Source organism: Streptomyces sp. NPDC104581 (assembly GCF_055583685.1).
The window spans coordinates 1-17,031 of record NZ_JBVJNN010000007.1; the positions used below are offsets into that span (position 1 = coordinate 1).

A 17,031-nucleotide genomic window follows, 5' to 3' on the forward strand; every position below is an offset into this window, starting at 1 on the left:
ACTCGTACCGGGCGTACTCGGCCGAGTCCGGCAACGCGGCGAGGTGCCGTACCAGGCGCCGCGGGCCAGGCGGGATTTGTCAGACACGGCCTAAGGGCCCTTCTCGTGGAACCCGGCCGGGCTCGCGTGCCCTGGTGCCGCGCCTCGCCGCGTTGTCGTCGGTCGGCGTGGCTCCGCCACGCCTTTCTCCTCCGCCTCGCGATCCACGACACCAGACCCCGCTCCCTGATCCAGCCTGATCCACAAGAAGGGCCCTGACCATGGACTCCCTCAACTCCCTGATCGACGGCTTCGGTACGGCGCTCACGCCGATCAACCTGCTCTGGGCCGCCGTCGGCGTACTGCTCGGCACCGCGATCGGCGTCCTGCCCGGCATCGGCCCCGCCATGGCCGTCGCCCTGCTGCTCCCCGTCACCTACGGTCTGGAGCCGACCGGCGCGTTCATCATGTTCGCCGGTATCTACTACGGAGCCATGTTCGGCGGCTCCACCACCTCGATCCTGCTCAACACCCCCGGTGAGAGCGCGGCGGTGGTCGCCGCCATCGAGGGCAATCCGATGGCCAAGGCGGGACGCGGCGCGCAGGCGCTCGCCGCCGCGGCCGGCGGCCACTTCGTCGGCGGCATGATCGGCACGATCCTGCTGGTCGTCCTCGCCCCGACCGTCGCCTCACTCGCGGTCGACATCGGCGCCCCCGACTACTTCGCCATCATGGTCCTGGCGTTCATCGCCGTCACCTCGGTCCTCGGCTCGTCCCGGATCCGCGGCCTCGCCTCACTGCTCATCGGCCTCACCATCGGTCTGGTCGGACTCGACCAGATGACCGGTCAGCAGCGCCTGACCTTCGGCACGCTCGAACTCGCCGACGGCATCGACGTCGTGATCGTCGCGGTCGGTCTCTTCGCGATCGGCGAGGCCCTGTGGGTCGCCGCCCATCTGCGGCGCTCCTCGGGCGAACCGGTCCCGGTCGGCCGCCCCTGGCTCGGCAAGGACGACGTGCGGCGCACCTGGAAGCCGTGGCTGCGCGGACCGGTCATCGGCTTCCCGTTCGGCGCGATCCCGGCCGGTGGCGCGGAGATCCCGACCTTCCTCTCGTACGTCACGGAGAAGCGGCTCTCCAAGAACAAGCAGCAGTTCGGCAAGGGCGCCATCGAGGGCGTCGCCGGACCCGAGTCGGCCGCGTCGGCCTCGGCCGCCGGCACCCTCGTGTCGATGCTGACGCTCGGGCTGCCGACCACCGCCGTCGCCGCCGTGATGCTGGCCGCCTTCCAGCAGTACGGCATCCAGCCGGGACCGCTGCTGTTCGAGCGCGAGTCGGAGCTGGTGTGGGGCCTGATCGCCTCGCTGTTCGTCGGCATGGTGCTGCTGCTGGCACTGAACCTGCCGCTCGCCCCGGTCTGGGTGAAGCTGCTGCGCATCCCGCGCCCCTATCTCTACGCGGGCATCCTCTTCTTCGCGGCGGTCGGCGCCTACGCGGTCGGCGGAGAGGCGCTGGACCTGGTGATCCTGCTGATCATCGGCCTGATCGGGTTCGGCATGCGGCGCTACGGGCTGCCGGTGCTGCCGGCCGTCATCGGCGTCATCCTGGGCCCGGCCGCGGAACAGCAGATGCGCAGGGCCCTCCAGATCAGCGACGGAAGTGCCACCGGCCTCGTCAACACGCCGTTCTCGGTGACCGTCTACGCCGTCGTCCTGCTGATCGTCTGCTGGCCGCTGGTGCGGAAGTACGTGCTCGGCCGCCGGAAGGAGACAGGGGTCTCGGCCTGACCCTCGGACCGGCGGGGGCATCCCGAACAGGCCCCGTCCGCCCGGCAGTTCGGACCGCGCGGCGGGTGACCCGGCGCCTGCCGGTCCGAACTGTCGGTCGTGGATGGGACCATCGAGGCATGACCCCGATCGACTGGGACGACGCCGCAGACTCCTTCGACGAGGAGCCCGACCACGGGCTGCTCGATCCGACCGTGCGCAAGGCGTGGGCCGCCAAGCTCGCCGGCTGGCTGCCCCCCGAGCCGTCCAGGGTGCTCGACCTCGGCTGCGGCACCGGCAGCCTCGCCCTTCTCGCCACCGAGTCGGGCCACCGCGTCACCGCCGTCGACCTCTCCCCGCGCATGGTCGGACTCGCCCGCGCCAAACTCTCCGGCACGGACACGGAGGTGCTGGTCGGCGACGCGGCGAGACCCCCCGTCGGGGAGCGCACGTTCGACGTGATCATGGCCCGCCATGTGCTGTGGCTGCTCCCCGACCCGGACCGGGCGCTGAACCACTGGCTGTCCCTGCTGCGCCCCGGCGGGCGGCTGATACTGATCGAAGGCGTCTGGTCGGGGGCCGGACTGCCGGCGACCCGCGTCACCATGTCCATCGCCCCACTCGTCGAGCGTGTCCAGCACGAGCACCTCTCGGCCGACGCCGCCCTCTGGGGCCGCGCCGTCGACGACGAGCGCTACGCCCTGCTCGCCCACACCGCGCAGCGCCGCCGGCACACGGAAGTGGTCGACGTCCATCTGATCCTGCGCCGGGGCGACGAGGTGCTGCTCGCCCGCCGCTCCGGCACCGGGTACGGGGACGGTCTGCTCAACAGCCCGGCGGGCCACGTCGAGGACGGTGAGGACGTCCGCGCGGCGATGATCCGCGAGGCGTCCGAGGAGATCGGCGCCGAGCTGGACCCGGGCGACCTGCGCACGGCCCTGGTCATGCACCACCGGGGCCCCGGCGGCCGGCCGCGCACGGGCTGGTTCTTCGAGGCGCGGTACGAGTCGGGGCGTACGCCCTGGGAGCCGTACAACAGGGAGCCCGACAAGTGCTCGGGCCTCTCCTGGCACCCGCTCTCCGCACTCCCGGACGACATCGTCGCGTACTGCCGCGCGGGCCTGGAGGCGTACCGGGCGGGGGAGCGCTTCGTCATCCACTGGCACGAGGACGCCGACTCGATCGCCCACGACCCGGACGGCACACAGCGCGCGACACTGCTGCCGAAGACGGACACGGGCGTCACGACGACGGAAGGCGGTCCGACAGCCTCCTGAACGCGCCGTCGCGTACGAGGAGTTCCAGCTCGTCCAGCGCGTGGCGCGCCGCGTCCGCCGCGACCGGGTCCCGTTCGGCGAGGCCGCTCTCCTCGAACTCGTCCTCGTCGAGACGCAGGACCGTCCCGCCGTCCGCCGACACCCAGAGATCGAGATCCAGGTCCTCGACCAGCAGCTCGTACCGCAGTTCACCGGGGCCGAGACCGCGTACGACCGTCGGCCGCGTCACGTCGCAGTACCAGCCCTTGAGCGTGCCGTCGCCCGCGCGGACCTCCTTGACCGCGTACCACCGGTCGCGCCAGTAGTGCTCAGTGAAGACGTCGCCGGGTTCGAAGCGCACGAAGCCGAAGTCCCGCACGCCGTCGGCCGCCCACGGGGCGCGCACCACCACGCGTGCGCCGTCGTCGGTGATCAGGGTGGCGGGGTAGCGGATCTTCGTGCGGCCCGCCTTCACCAGATGCACCTCCACCCGCACCCCGGGGTCCCGCGCGGCGTCAGACGAGCTCTCGGACATGGCGTACCTCCGAGGCGCAGATCCGGTAGCCGAACCGGGAGTTGACCGCGAGCATCGGCTCGTTCCCCGCGTCGTTGTTGGTGAACGCGTCCGTGTAACCGGCGGCGCGGGCCCGGCGCAGGGAGTCCGCCTTGACGGCCTTGGCCAGACCCCGGCCGCGGTGGTCGCGCAGCGAGCCCGTCATGGCGGACAGATAGGTCGTGTCACCGTCCGTGTGGACCAGGGTGAAGGCCACGATCCTGCCGTCGGCGACGACGAGACTGCTGAGCCGACGATCCAGACAGGGGTGACGCCAGGTGTTGTTCAGCCAGTCCTCGTAGTCGTCCAGGCTGGTGCTGATGTCACCCGGCTCGTCCGACGCCGCCTCGGCGTCGGCCTCGAACAGCGGCCGCGGGTCGTCACCGAGGTCCGCCGCCGTGGCCGGCGCGCAGCCCGCGGGGAGCCCCGGCGGCTCGGGCAGCGCGGCAGCCGTCAGATCCAGCCGCTGGAAGTGCGCGGTACGCAGCGGCGAGTAGCCCCGGCGGGCGGCGAAGGCGAGGGCCGCGGGCTCGTCGTTCACCCAGGTGAGGAGGGTGGTGGCGCCCTCGGCGGCCAGATGCTCCTCGGCGGCCCGCAGGATCGCGGAACCCGCGCCCCTGCCCCTGTGGTCGGGGTGCACATGCGGGTTGACCCGCGCCCGACCGGGCTCCGTACTGTCGTAGGCGAGCGCGACGTGCGAGGTGCCGATCACCTCACCACCGTCCTCGGCCACCAGCATGCGGTACTTCGACGCCGGGTTGGCGCTCCGCACGGCGAAGAGCAGGGCCTCCTCGGTCGTCACGGCGTACGGCACGGAGGCGCGTCTGACACGGACGACGGCCGGGGCGTCGGCCGGGCGGAAATCACGAACGATCACACTCATGAACCGGCACGCTACGGGGGAGCAGCGCCGCGACGCCTCCCATTTTCCGTTCCGGAACGCGGCTGCGGACGCCGGGGGATGGGGGACAATCGGGGCTGTGACCTTGAGGATCTCGATCGACGACGACGCCGCGACCGCTCCGTACGAGCAGTTGCGCGCCCAGATCTCCGAACTGGCCCGCTCGGGCGCGCTGCCCGTGGGGCACAAGCTCCCGACGGTACGCGGCTTCGCCGGCGAACTCGGCCTCGCGGCGAACACCGTCGCCAAGGCGTACCGCGCCCTGGAGGCGGACGGGGTGATCGAGACGCGCGGTCGCAACGGCACGTTCGTCGCGGCGGCGGGCGACGCGGCGGACCGCAGGGCGGCGACCGCCGCCCAGGAGTACGCGGAGCACGCGCGGCGTCTCGGCCTGTCCCGCGCGGACGCGCTGTCCCTGGCCGAGGACGCGGTACGGGCGGCCTACTCGCGCTGACCGCTGACCGCTGACCGGTGAGCGGTGAGCGCCGGGTGCCGCGTGCCGGGTGCCGCGTGCCGGTCGCGTCGCCCGGGAGCGTGCCCGTCCGGATCATCTCGCCAGCCGGCCCAGCAGCGACGAGGCCGCGGTGATGCCCACCAGCGCCGCGAAGGTCAGCACGCCGTAGTCGAGCAGCAGATGGGACGGCGTACCGAGCAGGAGTCCGCGCAGGGCGTCCACCTGGTAGCTGAGTGGATTGATCTTGCTGACCACCTGGAGCCAGCCGGGCATGATCGCCACCGGATAGAGGGCGTTGGACGCGAAGAAGAGCGGCATGGTGATGGCCTGGCCGATGCCCATCAGCCGGTCGCGGGTGAGCACGATTCCCGCGATCGTGATGGACAGGCACGAGAAGAACGCCGAGCCGAGGATCACCGCGACCGCGACCCCGAGCAGTTTCAGCGGATTCCACGTCAGCCCCACCCCGAGTGCGGCGGCGATGAGGATCACCACGGCCGCCTGGATCAGCGCCTTCACCCCGGAGGCGAACGCCTTGCCGCTGACCAGGGCGGATCTCGGGGTCGGGGTGACCAGGAGCTTGTTCAGGACGCCGGCGTCCCGCTCCCAGATGATCATGATGCCGTAGAAGATCGCGATGAACATCGCGGACTGGGCGATGATGCCGGGCGCCAGGAAGTCGATGTAGGGGATGCCGCCGGTCGGGATGGCCTTGATCCGGGTGAACGTCTCGCCGAAGATCAGCAGCCAGAGGGCGGGCTGGACGGCCCGGGTGTACAGCTCGGTGCGGTCGTGGCGCAGCTTCTGGAGTTCGACCACGCACATGGCCAGGACCCGGGCGGGCAGCACCCGCCAGCCCGTTCGCGGCCGGGGCGGTGCGAGCAGCAGATCGAACCTGCCGTCTCCGGCGGCCTCAGCCGACGCGGGACGCTGTCCGCCGTGTGCTCCTGACATCGCGGAAGTCGCCTCCCTCCTCGTCCAGGCCCTGGCCCGCCACCTCGCGGAAGACGTCCTCCAGCGTCGGTACGGAGTCGTTCCGCGCCGCCGGGCCGGCCGCCGCGCGGCGGCGTTCGCGCAGCTCCGCGCGGAGCTCGTCGGAGGTGCCGAGCGCGTGGATCCGGCCCCGGTGCATCAACCCGACCCGGTCGCAGTACTGTTCGGCCTCCTCCATGTAGTGGGTCGTCACCAGCACGGTCATGCCGGTGGCCCGCCGCACGGAGTTGATGTGCTCCCAGACACCGCTGCGGGCGATCGGGTCGAGACCGATCGTCGGCTCGTCGAGCATCAGCAGCCGGGGCGCGCTGACCAGGGCCTGCGCGAGTTCCAGCCGGCGGATCATGCCGCCGGAGTAGGTCGCGGCCATCCGGTCGGCCGCGCCGCCGAGACCGACCGCCTCCAGCGCCTGCCCGACCCGTGCGGCGCGTTCGCGGCGGGGCACGTCGAAGACGCGCGCGAAGAGGGTCACGTTCTCGCGGCCGGTCATCGCGGCGTCGGCGGACAGCTGCTGCGGCACGTAGCCGAGCAGGCGCCGCACCGCCATCTTCTCCTTCGCGGCGTCGTGCCCGAACACCTTCACCCGCTCCGCCGGAACCGGCAGAAGCGTGGTGACACAGCGGATCGCGGTGGTCTTGCCCGCGCCGTTGGGTCCGAGCAGCCCGAAGATCTCACCCGTGCGGACGGACAGACCGAGGCCGTCGACGGCCTTGGTGTCGCCGAACGAGTAGTCCAGCCCGCGGCAGGTCACGGCCTCGCCGGTGGTGCCGGCGGATCCGGCCGCCGCCCCGGCGGCGGTGCGGTCCTCGTCGGTCATACGCCCTCCACTTCCTCGCGCAGATTCCGGGCGAGCCTGCGCAGCGCCGGCAGCGCCGCCGCCAGGGCGGCCCGCTCCTCGCCGGTCAGCCGGTCCACCTGCTCGCGCACCAGCGCGGCGCGCCGCGCCTGCCAGTCGGCCAGTCGCGAGGTCGCCGCCTCGGTCGGCAGCAGCAGGACGGACCGGCGGTCGGCGGGATCGGTCTCGCGGCGCAGATAACCGGCCCGGCTGAGCTGATTGACCAAGGTGGAGACCGAGTTCCCGGCGAGGTACAGCTCCTTCGCCGCGTCGGACACCCGGATGCCGGGACTGCTCCCGACCAGCCGCAGCAGATCGATCTGCGCGCCCCGCAGCCGCGGGGCCGTCAGACCGGCCCTCAGCCGCCGCCGGATCATGCGCTGAATCCCTGCCAGCACATCGGCGAGCGAGTCGGAAAGCTCGACCGGAGTCATGCGGTCATTTTAGCTCTGACAAGGAGATATCGCCAAGAATCGGACAGGCGGGGCCGGTGTCCCGGACCGGCGTCCGGGTGCGCGGATCCGCGTCCGGGATCTACGGGTACAGCCCCGCGTCCGCGCCCCTCGGCCGGCCGGGGACCGATGCCGGGCCGAGCGCCCCGAGGGCCCGTCCCGCCCGCCGGACCCCGCGGACCACCGCGTACGCCTTCGTCAGCGCGCGGTCACCGGCGAGGAGACGGCCGACGGACCGGCCGTCGGCCAGCCGCGCGAACTCCCCGATCCCCGTGGACCGCCGGACGGTGACCCGTTCCAGCGCGTACGGGCCCTGACCCCGGCGGGCGAGCGCGTTCCCCACGGCGAGCGACTGCTCGAACCCGGCGGTCCGCACCGCCCGCCGCACCCGGCGGGTGGAGTAGCCGTACGGGTACGCGAACGAGACCGGCGCCGCGCCCAGTTCGGTCGCGACGATCTCCCGGCAGCGCGCCGCCTCGTGGCCCAGCCGCCGGTCGTCGAGCTGGTCCAGCTGCGGATGGGTGTGGCTGTGACCGCCGATCTCCACCCCCGCGTAGGCCAGTTCGCGCACCTGGTCCCAGTCGAGCATCGTGTCGAGGGCGCCGCCCGCGTCGTACGGGCCGCGCAGCCACCCCGTGGAGACGAACAGGGTGGCCGCGAAGCCGTGGTGGGCCAGCTCGGGCAGGGCGTACCGGTGCACGCCTTCGTACCCGTCGTCGAACGTGATCAGCACCGGCCGCTCCGGCAGCCGCCCGCGCCCCCGCCAGACGGCGGCCAGCGCCGCCGTCGTCAGCGGGGTGAACCCCCGTTCGCCGAGGAGCGCCATCTGCTCCGCGAACGCCCCGGGCGACACGGACAGGGCGCGCACCGACGGGGCCGGCCGGTGCGCGAGCGCGTGGTACATCAGGATCGGCACCGGCCGCTCCGCGTCCGGTCCGGCTCCCGGCGGCGAACCCCCGCCCGTGCCGGTGCTCATACGGTGGCTCCGCGCGGACTCTCCCGGGCCGGCGCCGCGACGGGTGCCGCCGCACCGGCCGCCGCGTCACCCGGCGCCGCGACAGGCACAGCCGGGGCCGGTGCGACCGGTCCGGACGAGAACGTGACGGGGCCCCGGCGCGCGCGGGCGGTGCCCACGAGATACCCGGTCGCCGTCGTCAGCACCCCGGCCACGATCGCCCCGGCCCGCCCCGCGCCGCCGCGTCCGCGGCCGGGCCCGCGCACCGCGTTGCGCAGCCCGCGCGCCACCCCCGCCGGCAGGACCCGGGTGGCATAGCGCCGTTCGGACTCAAGTCCCTTGCCCGCGCCGACACTTCGGGCCACCAGGGCCTTCGAGAGGCCCTCGGCGTAGGCCCGTTCGCGGAAGTACCCGAACCGGGCACGCGCCGGGGGGACCTTGTGGTGGATCACCGCGCGGTCGTCGATCAGCAGCACGGCGTCCGGGAGCGCCCTGCCGAGCCTGATGCACAGCTCGGTCTCCTCGCAGCCCAGCGGCCGCTTGTCGCCGTCCCGCCCGATGCCGGTGGCGAACCCCCCGGCCGCGTCGAACGCGGTACGGCGGAACGAGGCGTTGCCGCCGAGCACGTTGCGGACCCGCACCCTGCCCGGCGGCAGACCCCGGTAGGTACAGCCGACGATCCAGTCGAACTCCTCGGGGAACCAGACCGGCCGGCCCCCCGATGACCAGGCGGGCAGCGTCCGGCCGCCGACCGCCATCACCCGGGGGTCGGCGTATCCCGCCGCGAGGTACCGCAGCCAGTCGCGTTCCGCGACGGCGTCGTCGTCCAGGAAGGCCACGAACTCGCCCCGTGCTGCGGCGATTCCGGTGTTGCGGCCTGCGGACAGACCGCGGGGGCCCGCGTTGGCGAGCACCCGCACCTCCCCGCCGTCCGCCGGTGACTCGGAGCCGTACCGGGCCAGTAGGCGCATGCGCAGCGCCTCCTCGTGGTCGACCACGAGCAGGATCTCCGTGGGCGGCATCGACTGCCTCCGTACGGAGTCGACGGCGGCGAGGATGTCGTCCCAGCGCATCTGCGTGTACACGCAGATGACCACGGAGAACGAGCGGTGGAGATGACGGTCGATCACGAGCGCTCTCCCTGCCCGACGACGGTGAGCGGGAGCGCCCGTCTCACGGCGCGCGGCCGGCGCCTGGCCGCTCTGGGGACGCCCTTCTCGCTGAGGATGACCCGCAGGACCCGCAGCCCGTCCCGGACGGCACGGAGATTGCTCACGCCGTGGATCCGGTCGTACTCGTGGCTCGGTATCTCCTGCACCTTCAGGCCGGCCTTGACGACCCGTATGTTCATCAGGGTCTCGACCTCGAACCCGGTGCAGTCGAGCGTGATCCGGTCCAGACAGTGCCGCCAGAAGGCGTTGTAGCCGTAGCAGAGGTCGGTGTAGCGGGCGCCGAACTTGGCGTTCACGACCGAGCAGAGCACATGGTTGCCGAGCTTGCGGATCAGGGTCATGTCGTCCGTGCCGCCGCCGTTGGCGAATCGTGACCCCTTGGCGAAGTCGGCGCCCGATACGAGGGCCGACACATAGCTGACGATCTCGTGGCCGTCGGCCGACCCGTCGGCGTCCACCATCACGATGATGTCACCCGTGCAGGCGGCGAATCCGCTGATCAGGGCGTCGCCCTTGCCCCTGCCGAGCTGCTTGACAACCTTGACGTCCGGCCGGAGTCCGCGTGCGACCCGGACCGTGTCGTCGGTGGAGTTCCCGTCCACCAGGACGACTTCGTGGATCCAGCCGGGCAGGGTCTTGAAGACGTACGGCAGGTTCTCCGCCTCGTTCATCGCGGGGATCACCACGCTCACCGGCGGCGCGATCGCGAGATGCGAGGAGACCGGCCGGTAGTGGCCGGCCGGGCGGCCGAGTGGGTCGTCGCCGAGCAGTTCGTGGTCGAGTAATTCCTGGTCGAGCAGCTCGTCGAGTCCGTCCAGTTCGCCGCCGAGCGGCTCGCCGCCGTGCGTGTCGCCGGAAAACGGCATGGCCAACGGGTCTTCGCCCGGGACCGCCGGGCGCGGGAATGAGCTCACGGATCTGTTCCCTCTCCACCGGTGGACCGCCCGCCCCCGGGCGGTCCGGAATGATGTGCCGGTTCGAAAAGGGGGTTCCCACCCTGTACGTGACAGCCTTGATCTCCGGCCTGCCAGGTGAGTGAAGACAGGTCGTGCGTCGCGCGGCACCCCCTACCGCGCCCCGCGCCGGGAGCCGTCGCGACGTCCGAGCCCTCCCCTGAAGTCGCGCTGCCCGACGGACCGTTGCGGGTGAATGTCAGAAGGTATTGATACTTACGACTGTATGGCAAGGGCTGCGACGTCACCGCGCCTATTTGCTATTTGGCCGTACTTCGGCCGGTGGTTTCCGGAACCTCCGTGTTCGGATTTACTCAATCCGTTATCGGGTGCGCGCCTGTTCCTGCCACTTCGAGCGGTATACGCGCGTCCATCTGCAAGCTTCACCGGATCTACTTGGCATGGACACTTCCTGCGAAGTCCGTTGCCTGGTACGAACGTTGAGGCAGAGATCCCGCCTACCTGGAGGACCCCCCACATGAAGCTGTCCAGATTCGCCGCTCTCTCGTCGTCCCTCCTGCTCGGTGCCGTCCTCACGCTCACCGGCGCGAGCACGGCCCAGGCCGGCGAGTCCGCCGCGCTCGACTACGTCGCCCTCGGTGACTCCTACTCGTCCGGTCTCGGCGCCGGCTCCTACGGCGACAGCGGCTCCTGCAAGCGCAGCAGTGTGGCCTACCCGCAGCTGTGGGCCAACGCCAACTCACCCTCGTCCTTCGCCTTCACCGCGTGCTCCGGCGCTCGTACGGGTGATGTGACCGGCAGTCAGCTCGGCCCCGTCAACTCCGGGACCGACCTCGTCAGCATCACCGTCGGCGGCAACGACGCCGGCTTCGCCGACGTCATGCTCACCTGTGTCCTCCAGTCCGAGGCCAGCTGTGTCTCGCGGGTGAACCAGGCGCGCAGCTACGTCGACACGACGCTGCCCGGTCAACTGGACTCGGTGTACAACGCGATCGGCGCCAAGGCCCCGGCCGCCAAGGTCGTCGTCCTCGGCTACCCGCGCTTCTACCAGCTCAACGGATCGTGCGTGGTCGGCCTGACCGAGAACGAGCGGCGGGCCATCAACGGCGCCGCCGACCACCTCAACTCCCTGCTCGCCAAGCGCGCCGCCGACCACGGCTACAGCTACGCGGACGTCACCGGCCCCTTCACCGGACACGAGATCTGCTCGTCGGCGTCCTGGTTGCACAGCGTGAGCGTGCCGAACCTCGGTGAGTCCTACCACCCCACCGCACAGGGCCAGTCGGGTGGTTATCTGCCGGCCTTCTCTTCGGCCGTCTGACCCAATCGCGGATCGTACGAACTGACCGCGGGGCCGGTACCGGTCCGCCCGCCCTCCTGGGGCGGGCGGACCGGAATCGGTGTTCGGTCTCATCGAACAGTCCGGCGGTCGGCTGTCCAACTCGCCCTGGAATACAATGGATTCGGCAGGCGTGGTGCCGTCCCCGAACGGGTGCTGTCAATCCGTGAGGCGGGATACACGTGTGTCCCATGGGGGAGATAGGGTTAACCTGCCCGAGCCGGGTGCCCTCGTACGGGTGGGGAGTGACATGGATCAGATAACAATGCACAGCAGGGCGCGAGTACCTGCCATCACATGTGGGAGCAGCGCGACCAGTTCACGGCTCGACCGTCATCTCTCGGTGCTCGGCGGCCCCGCCGTCCCGCAGCGCGAGGCGGCCGAGGCGACGAGCCTGATGCGGGAGCTGACCTCGCGCGACGACGTGCGGACCCGCAGGAGCAAGAGCGCGCGCGTCTCCCTGTTCGCACCGCTCAGGCGGCTGCGACGGTCCCTCTTCGGCAGCCGCCGCTGACCCGTCCGGTCGGCGGTCGCCGACCCCCGGACAGCGCACGGACGACCACACCGTCCCGACGCAGCGCCGCTCCCCGCCCGCCCGTCACTCCCAGGGCCGGCGGCGGTGCGTCGGTGTGCTCGCCGAGCGCCGGGGCCGCCCCTCGGCTGTGCCGCCCGTCTCACCACCCGGCAAGGTGAACCGGCGGCGGCGGAAGGGGCGTTGACGGGACGGACGGACGGACCGGTGCGGGGCGGCTATGTGCCGCTCCTTGTGTACCGGCGCACCGTCAGCGGTACGAACACCACCAGGAGCACCAGACTCCACAGCAGCGTGCCCGCCACCGGGTTCGCCAGCGGCCAGGCGGCGTCCGCCGCCGGCGACGCGTTGCCGCACGACTGGCGTACGGCGGCGGCGACCGCGCTGATCGGATTCCACTCGGAGACGACCCGCAGCCACCCCGGCAGACCCTCCGTGGGGATGTACGCGTTCGACAGCAGCGGCAGGACGAAGGTGACGCTGCCCAGCTGGCCCGCGATCTCCTCGTTGCGGATGAGCAGACCGAGATACGCGCCGACCCAGGTGGTCGCGAAGCGGAAGAGCAGCAGCAGACCGAAGGCGCCGAGCGCGCCCGGCGCGCCGCCCTCGATCCGCCAGCCCACGGCTACCCCCACGAGCACCAGCGGCACGATGCCGATCGCCGTGGTGAGGACGTCGGCCGCGGTCTGGCCCAGCGGTACGGCGACCCGGCTCATCGGCATGGTGCGGAAGCGGTCCGTCACACCGCGCTGCGCGTCCTGCGCCGACTGGAACATCCCGGTCATGATGCCGCCGGCCGCCGTCGCCGCGAGCAGCCCCGGCGTCAGGAAGGCCCGGTACTCCTCGCCCGGTGTCGCGAGCGCGCTGCCGAAGACGTAACCGAAGAACAGCAGCATCGTGATCGGCATGGTCTGGGTGAGGATCACCACGCCGGGGGAGTGCCTGATCCGCTGGAGATGGCGGCCGAGTACGGCCGTGCTGTCGTAGGCGACGGTGCTCACGCGGCGCTCCTCCCGTCGGCCGTACGGGGCGCGACCGCGTCGCCGGTCAGCCGCAGGAACACCTCGTCCAGGGTCGGCGGGCGCAGGCTCGCGTCGACCACCGGCACCCCCGCCGCGTCCAGTTCGCGGACGATCCGGGGAAGGGTGAGCGTGCCGTCGCTCGCCACGACGCCCAGCGCCCGGCGTGCCCGGTCGATCACCGGCTCGGCGCCGGTCAGCTGGTCGAGCACGCCCGCGGCGGCGAGCAGGACCGCCTCCGCGGCGTCCTCGGCGACGACCACCTCCGCGTACGCCCCGATACGGGACTTGAGCGCGGCGGGCGTGCCGGTGTGCGCCGCCCGGCCGTGGTCGATCAGCACGATGTCGTCGGCCAGCCGGTCCGCCTCCTCCAGATACTGGGTGGTCAGCAGGACGGTCGTGCCCTCGTCGGCCAGCTCGCGCACGGCGGTCCAGATCTGGTTGCGGCTGCGCGGGTCGAGTCCGGTCGTCGGCTCGTCGAGAAAGAGCACGCGCGGCCGGGTGAGCAGGCTGGACGCCAGGTCGAGGCGGCGGCGCATACCGCCCGAGTAGGTGCGGGCGGCCCGGTCCGCCGCCTCGCCGAGTTCGAAGCGCTCCAGCAGTTCGTCGGCGCGGGCCCGGCCCGCCGCCCCCCGCAGGCGCAGCAGCCTGGCGAAGAGCCGGAGGTTCTCCCGGCCGGTCAACTCGCTGTCGACGGAGGCGTGCTGGCCGGCGACACCGATCGCCGCGCGGACCTCCGCCGCCTCCTTCACGATGTCGTGCCCGGCGACGGAGGCGGATCCGCCGTCGGGGCCGGTGAGCGTGGTGAGGACGCGGACGGCTGTGGTCTTGCCCGCGCCGTTCGGCCCGAGCACCCCGCAGACCGTTCCGGGGGCGACGGCGAGATCCAGTCCGCGCAGGGCGTGGACATCGCCGAAGCGCTTCTCCAGACCTTCACTAAGTACGGCGTACGTAGTATTCATGGGCTCACCGTACCTCACTACGTACGCTGTACGTAACCAACCCTGGGGGAGAATGACGCACGAGGTGATGACCGATGGCGGGGCGACCTGCTGAACCCGAAGTGATCTGGTCGCGTCCCGAGCGCGCCGCCCGTGGCCCCAGGCCCGCGTACACCCGCGCCGAGATCGCGGCCGTCGCCGTGCGGATCGCGGACGCGGACGGCCTGGACGCCGCCTCCATGCGCCGCGTCGCCGGAGAGCTGGGCTGCGGCACGATGTCGCTCTACAACTACGTGCCGCGCAAGGAGGACCTGTACGAGCTGATGGTCGACCTGGTCGCGGCGGAGCACGACCTGCCCGAGCGGCCCTCCGGGGACTGGCGGGCCGATCTCACCGGTCTGGCCCGGAGCGCGCGGGCGATCATGCGGCGCCACCCGTGGATGTCGCGCCTCATGTCGTCGGCCTACGGCTTCAGTCCGAACTCGATGAAGTTCCTCGAATTCAGCCTCTGGTGCCTGGACCCGCTCGATCTGCCGTACGGCCGGAAGATGGAGCTGGTGGCCATGGTGAACGGCGTCGTCACCACCTATGTCGCCAACGAGATCCAGGTCGCCGAGCGCACCCGCTCACTGCCCTGGTCGGTCGAGCGGGAGCACGAGATCCGGACGGCCTATCTGGAGGAGCAGATCGTCAGCGGGCGTTACCCCCGGCTGGCGGCGGCGTTCATGGAGGACTCGGGGCCGATCGACATGGAGGGCGTCTTCGACCGGGCGCTCGGCAGGGTGCTGGACTCGTTCGACACCGGCTGACGGATCATCGGCCGCCGCTCCCGACGATCCGCCGGCACGGCTCAGATCAGGGCGAACTGCCCCTCCGGGCCCTCCTCGTGGTGGTCGAGCACCGACGCCGGGCGCCGGGCCGCGCCGGGCACCGGCAGCACCCCGGCTCCCCGCAGCTCGTCCGTGCCGATCACCGGCCCGCTGTCCAGCGCGGCGCCCAACTCCCGCTGCCGGGGCCGCAGTCCGGCGAGCAGCGCGAGCACGGTGATCAGCTCCAGCAGCTCCGAGGTCCACTCCTGCGGCCAGGCTCGCGGGCCGATCGCCTCCAGGGTGCCCGGCTCCGGCCGCGCCGCGCGCCGCTCGAACCACAGCTCGATCATCCGGACGCCGCCGACCTGGAAGTCCCACGCCTCGGCCGGTACGGGGGAGATCCGGCCGTCACCGATGTGGAGCGTCTCGTCCTCGGGGTCGTAACCGATCGTCATGGGTCCGGCCGGGACGGCGGCCCGCACGTACGGGCGCCGGCCGCCCGGCAGCCGGGGACGCTCCCCGCCGTGCGCGCCGCGCAGCTGGACCTCGGCCAGCCGGGCGCCGAGCGCCACCCCGGCCGCCCAGAGGTCCGGATCGGCGGTCAGCGGCACCACACAGCCGCGCGGCGACGGCCGGGCCGCCGCGAGCGCCCAGTCGAGCAACCGGCCCGGCGTGACCTCCTGTCCGAGGCGCGCGGTCAGGGACTCCGTGAGGCCCGGCGTCAGATTGGGTTCGGCGCCGCCCGGCCGCCGGTACAGCGGACGGATCCGGCCGGGACGCCCGGCGGGTGAGCGGCCGTCCGGCAGCAGGGCGCTCACGAGCAGCGCGGGGCCGGCGGCGCCGGGGACGAACCCCTGTTCCACGGCGAAGAGCTGACGCTCGTCGGCCACCCGCCACAGCTCCGGTCTGGCCGCGTCGATCAGCCGGTGGTCGGGGATCAGATAGCGCTCGTCGAAGGGCCCGTGTCCCACCCGCAGCGGGGCCGGACACCGTCCTGACTCCCGCGCGAACCTGCCCGTGCCGGTGAGCTGCCCCGGCAGCGCGGTCACCGCGCTGTCCGGCGTACGGGAGCGGGTCGCGCGGAACAGCGCCGTACGCTCGGCGCCCGTGGCCCGTATCAGCGTGTCCCAGCGCGCGGTGAGCGAGGCCGCGTCGGGGGCGAGGATCCAGCCGCGGCCGAGCCGCAGCGGCGCCACCGACCACGGCATGAGGTCGCTCAGCAGCGGGGCCGTCATACGGGCACACCCCTCCCCGGTCCGTCGCGTGCCGTCATGAGGAGCGTACCGACCGGGCGAACCGGGCCGCCTCCCCGCCGGTGACCGCCGGGGCCGTGAGGTCCGCCGTCGGCCGGGCGGTCGGTGGCCGGTGGTCCGTCCGTCGCCGGTCCGTCGGTCGGCCGCGGTGTCAGTCCGTCTCCATCGTCACCGAGAACGAGAAGCGGTCCCCCCGGTAGCGGATCCTGGCCACGTCCACGATCCGGCCGTCCGTGTCGTACGTGACACCCGTGTAGTGCAGGATCGGGCTGAGCAGCGGCACCTGGAGCAGATCGGCCGTGGCCGGATCGGCGAGCGTGGCCTCGACCGTGTCCGTGATCCGGCTGATCCGCACCCCCAGCACGTCACGCAGCACCTTGGTCATCGGCCAGCGCTCCAGATCCGCGGGATCGAGACGGTCCGCGATCTCCGTACGCACCGCGTTCTCGGCCCAGTTGGTCGGCTCGCCGCTCTCGCCGTCGCGGCGCAGCCGCCGGTAGAGGGCCACCTCGTCGACACCCGGGAAGTACTCGGCCAGTTCGCCGGGCACCGGCGCCCGGCCGTGGCCGGTCACCGTCGTCCGCTCGCCCGACTGCTGAGCCACGACCGCGTCGATGGAGCCGAGCAGCCGGCGGGGCGCCCCGCGCCGCGCGCCCGGCTCGATGAAGGTGCCACGCCGCCGGTGCCTGCTGATCAGGCCCTCCTGCTCCAGCTCCTTGAGGGCCTGACGCATCGTCAGCACACTGACGCCGTAATGCCCGGCGAGCTGCTCCTCCGTGGGAAGACGCAGCGGGTCGTGCGGGCGCCGGCCGAGTATGGACGCCCGCAACGACTGCGACACCTGGTACCAGAGCGGCAGCTTGCGGTTGAGGACCAGCGAATCGGGTGCGAATGCGGTCACGGCGGAC

18 protein-coding genes are annotated in these 17,031 nt (G+C 72.2%); 6 read left to right on the plus strand and 12 right to left on the minus strand.

Features of this window, described 5'->3' with window-relative positions:
• The first annotated feature begins 260 nt into the window (after positions 1-260).
• Both ACZ61E_RS08180 and ACZ61E_RS08185 read left to right on the plus strand, forming a co-directional pair.
• The gene (locus ACZ61E_RS08180) at positions 261-1,766 is read left to right on the plus strand and encodes a tripartite tricarboxylate transporter permease (RefSeq protein ID WP_469698635.1); all 1,506 of its coding nucleotides are present in this window, start codon (positions 261-263) and stop codon (positions 1,764-1,766) included.
• Positions 1,767-1,885: 119 nt separating this feature from the next.
• A complete protein-coding gene (locus tag ACZ61E_RS08185) occupies positions 1,886-3,022 on the plus strand; it encodes a methyltransferase domain-containing protein (RefSeq protein ID WP_469698637.1) in 1,137 nt (378 codons plus the stop codon).
• Here the strand turns inward: ACZ61E_RS08185 and ACZ61E_RS08190 are convergent.
• The gene (locus tag ACZ61E_RS08190) at positions 2,988-3,536 is read right to left on the minus strand and encodes a ribonuclease FAU-1 family protein (RefSeq protein ID WP_469698638.1); all 549 of its coding nucleotides are present in this window, start codon (positions 3,534-3,536) and stop codon (positions 2,988-2,990) included. The two genes, ACZ61E_RS08185 and ACZ61E_RS08190, sit on opposite strands and share 35 nt — an antisense overlap.
• Positions 3,517-4,437, minus strand: a complete 921-nt coding sequence (locus tag ACZ61E_RS08195; protein WP_469698639.1) for a GNAT family N-acetyltransferase — start codon at positions 4,435-4,437, stop codon at positions 3,517-3,519. Before ACZ61E_RS08195 ends, ACZ61E_RS08190 begins: the two co-directional genes overlap by 20 nt.
• Before the next feature lie 97 nt (positions 4,438-4,534).
• Between ACZ61E_RS08195 and ACZ61E_RS08200 the strand changes: the two genes are divergently transcribed.
• Positions 4,535-4,909, plus strand: coding sequence for a GntR family transcriptional regulator (locus ACZ61E_RS08200; protein ID WP_469698640.1), 375 nt, complete (start codon positions 4,535-4,537; stop codon positions 4,907-4,909).
• 93 nt (positions 4,910-5,002) lie between these two features.
• Here ACZ61E_RS08200 and ACZ61E_RS08205 read toward each other — a convergent pair whose 3' ends face one another.
• The 6 genes from ACZ61E_RS08205 to ACZ61E_RS08230 form a co-directional block, all read right to left on the minus strand.
• Complete coding sequence (locus tag ACZ61E_RS08205; RefSeq protein ID WP_469698642.1) at positions 5,003-5,863, minus strand: ABC transporter permease; 861 nt, start codon at positions 5,861-5,863, stop codon at positions 5,003-5,005.
• On the minus strand, positions 5,823-6,719 hold the full coding sequence (locus ACZ61E_RS08210; protein WP_469698643.1) for an ATP-binding cassette domain-containing protein: 897 nt from the start codon (positions 6,717-6,719) through the stop codon (positions 5,823-5,825). The genes ACZ61E_RS08205 and ACZ61E_RS08210 overlap by 41 nt, the downstream gene beginning before the upstream one ends.
• Positions 6,716-7,171 (minus strand): MarR family winged helix-turn-helix transcriptional regulator, encoded by a 456-nt coding sequence (locus tag ACZ61E_RS08215; protein ID WP_469698645.1) that lies wholly within the window; start codon positions 7,169-7,171, stop codon positions 6,716-6,718. Before ACZ61E_RS08215 ends, ACZ61E_RS08210 begins: the two co-directional genes overlap by 4 nt.
• A gap of 100 nt (positions 7,172-7,271) precedes the next feature.
• Positions 7,272-8,165 (minus strand): polysaccharide deacetylase family protein, encoded by an 894-nt coding sequence (locus ACZ61E_RS08220; protein WP_469698647.1) that lies wholly within the window; start codon positions 8,163-8,165, stop codon positions 7,272-7,274.
• Complete coding sequence (locus ACZ61E_RS08225; protein ID WP_469698929.1) at positions 8,162-9,217, minus strand: glycosyltransferase family 2 protein; 1,056 nt, start codon at positions 9,215-9,217, stop codon at positions 8,162-8,164. Before ACZ61E_RS08225 ends, ACZ61E_RS08220 begins: the two co-directional genes overlap by 4 nt.
• Before the next feature lie 53 nt (positions 9,218-9,270).
• Entirely contained in the window at positions 9,271-10,182 is a 912-nt protein-coding gene (locus ACZ61E_RS08230) for a glycosyltransferase family 2 protein (protein ID WP_469698649.1), read from the minus strand.
• Positions 10,183-10,747: 565 nt separating this feature from the next.
• Here ACZ61E_RS08230 and ACZ61E_RS08235 point away from each other — a divergent pair.
• Together ACZ61E_RS08235 and ACZ61E_RS08240 are read left to right on the plus strand one after the other, a co-directional pair.
• On the plus strand, positions 10,748-11,551 hold the full coding sequence (locus tag ACZ61E_RS08235; protein WP_469698650.1) for an SGNH/GDSL hydrolase family protein: 804 nt from the start codon (positions 10,748-10,750) through the stop codon (positions 11,549-11,551).
• Between the two features lie 268 nt (positions 11,552-11,819).
• Entirely contained in the window at positions 11,820-12,083 is a 264-nt protein-coding gene (locus tag ACZ61E_RS08240) for a hypothetical protein (protein WP_469698652.1), read from the plus strand.
• 236 nt (positions 12,084-12,319) lie between these two features.
• On the opposite strand, the gene ACZ61E_RS08245 is transcribed toward ACZ61E_RS08240, so the two are convergent.
• Complete coding sequence (locus ACZ61E_RS08245) at positions 12,320-13,102, minus strand: ABC transporter permease (protein WP_469698653.1); 783 nt, start codon at positions 13,100-13,102, stop codon at positions 12,320-12,322.
• Complete coding sequence (locus tag ACZ61E_RS08250; RefSeq protein ID WP_469698655.1) at positions 13,099-14,082, minus strand: ATP-binding cassette domain-containing protein; 984 nt, start codon at positions 14,080-14,082, stop codon at positions 13,099-13,101. Before ACZ61E_RS08250 ends, ACZ61E_RS08245 begins: the two co-directional genes overlap by 4 nt.
• A 74-nt stretch (positions 14,083-14,156) precedes the next feature.
• On the opposite strand from ACZ61E_RS08250, the gene ACZ61E_RS08255 reads away from it, so the two are divergent.
• On the plus strand, positions 14,157-14,870 hold the full coding sequence (locus ACZ61E_RS08255; RefSeq protein WP_469698656.1) for a TetR/AcrR family transcriptional regulator: 714 nt from the start codon (positions 14,157-14,159) through the stop codon (positions 14,868-14,870).
• A 41-nt stretch (positions 14,871-14,911) separates the two neighbouring features.
• Here ACZ61E_RS08255 and ACZ61E_RS08260 read toward each other — a convergent pair whose 3' ends face one another.
• Both ACZ61E_RS08260 and ACZ61E_RS08265 read right to left on the minus strand, forming a co-directional pair.
• The gene (locus ACZ61E_RS08260; protein ID WP_469698658.1) at positions 14,912-16,105 is read right to left on the minus strand and encodes a type ISP restriction/modification enzyme; all 1,194 of its coding nucleotides are present in this window, start codon (positions 16,103-16,105) and stop codon (positions 14,912-14,914) included.
• A 169-nt stretch (positions 16,106-16,274) separates the two neighbouring features.
• The gene (locus tag ACZ61E_RS08265) at positions 16,275-17,024 is read right to left on the minus strand and encodes a GntR family transcriptional regulator (RefSeq protein WP_469698660.1); all 750 of its coding nucleotides are present in this window, start codon (positions 17,022-17,024) and stop codon (positions 16,275-16,277) included.
• Positions 17,025-17,031 lie beyond the last annotated feature (7 nt).

What these genes read in the sequence shown, in the direction of transcription:
- ACZ61E_RS08180 (WP_469698635.1), top strand. Translation starts at nt 261, where the DNA reads ATGGACTCCCTCAACTCCCTGATCGACGGCTTCGGTACGGCGCTCACG.
- ACZ61E_RS08185 (WP_469698637.1), top strand. Translation starts at nt 1,886, where the DNA reads ATGACCCCGATCGACTGGGACGACGCCGCAGACTCCTTCGACGAGGAG.
- ACZ61E_RS08190 (WP_469698638.1), bottom strand. Translation starts at nt 3,536, where the DNA reads ATGTCCGAGAGCTCGTCTGACGCCGCGCGGGACCCCGGGGTGCGGGTG.
- ACZ61E_RS08195 (WP_469698639.1), bottom strand. Translation starts at nt 4,437, where the DNA reads ATGAGTGTGATCGTTCGTGATTTCCGCCCGGCCGACGCCCCGGCCGTC.
- ACZ61E_RS08205 (WP_469698642.1), bottom strand. Translation starts at nt 5,863, where the DNA reads ATGTCAGGAGCACACGGCGGACAGCGTCCCGCGTCGGCTGAGGCCGCC.
- ACZ61E_RS08210 (WP_469698643.1), bottom strand. Translation starts at nt 6,719, where the DNA reads ATGACCGACGAGGACCGCACCGCCGCCGGGGCGGCGGCCGGATCCGCC.
- ACZ61E_RS08215 (WP_469698645.1), bottom strand. Translation starts at nt 7,171, where the DNA reads ATGACTCCGGTCGAGCTTTCCGACTCGCTCGCCGATGTGCTGGCAGGG.
- ACZ61E_RS08220 (WP_469698647.1), bottom strand. Translation starts at nt 8,165, where the DNA reads ATGAGCACCGGCACGGGCGGGGGTTCGCCGCCGGGAGCCGGACCGGAC.
- ACZ61E_RS08225 (WP_469698929.1), bottom strand. Translation starts at nt 9,217, where the DNA reads ATGCGCTGGGACGACATCCTCGCCGCCGTCGACTCCGTACGGAGGCAG.
- ACZ61E_RS08230 (WP_469698649.1), bottom strand. Translation starts at nt 10,182, where the DNA reads ATGCCGTTTTCCGGCGACACGCACGGCGGCGAGCCGCTCGGCGGCGAA.
- ACZ61E_RS08235 (WP_469698650.1), top strand. Translation starts at nt 10,748, where the DNA reads ATGAAGCTGTCCAGATTCGCCGCTCTCTCGTCGTCCCTCCTGCTCGGT.
- ACZ61E_RS08240 (WP_469698652.1), top strand. Translation starts at nt 11,820, where the DNA reads ATGGATCAGATAACAATGCACAGCAGGGCGCGAGTACCTGCCATCACA.
- ACZ61E_RS08250 (WP_469698655.1), bottom strand. Translation starts at nt 14,082, where the DNA reads ATGAATACTACGTACGCCGTACTTAGTGAAGGTCTGGAGAAGCGCTTC.
- ACZ61E_RS08255 (WP_469698656.1), top strand. Translation starts at nt 14,157, where the DNA reads ATGGCGGGGCGACCTGCTGAACCCGAAGTGATCTGGTCGCGTCCCGAG.
- ACZ61E_RS08260 (WP_469698658.1), bottom strand. Translation starts at nt 16,105, where the DNA reads ATGACGGCCCCGCTGCTGAGCGACCTCATGCCGTGGTCGGTGGCGCCG.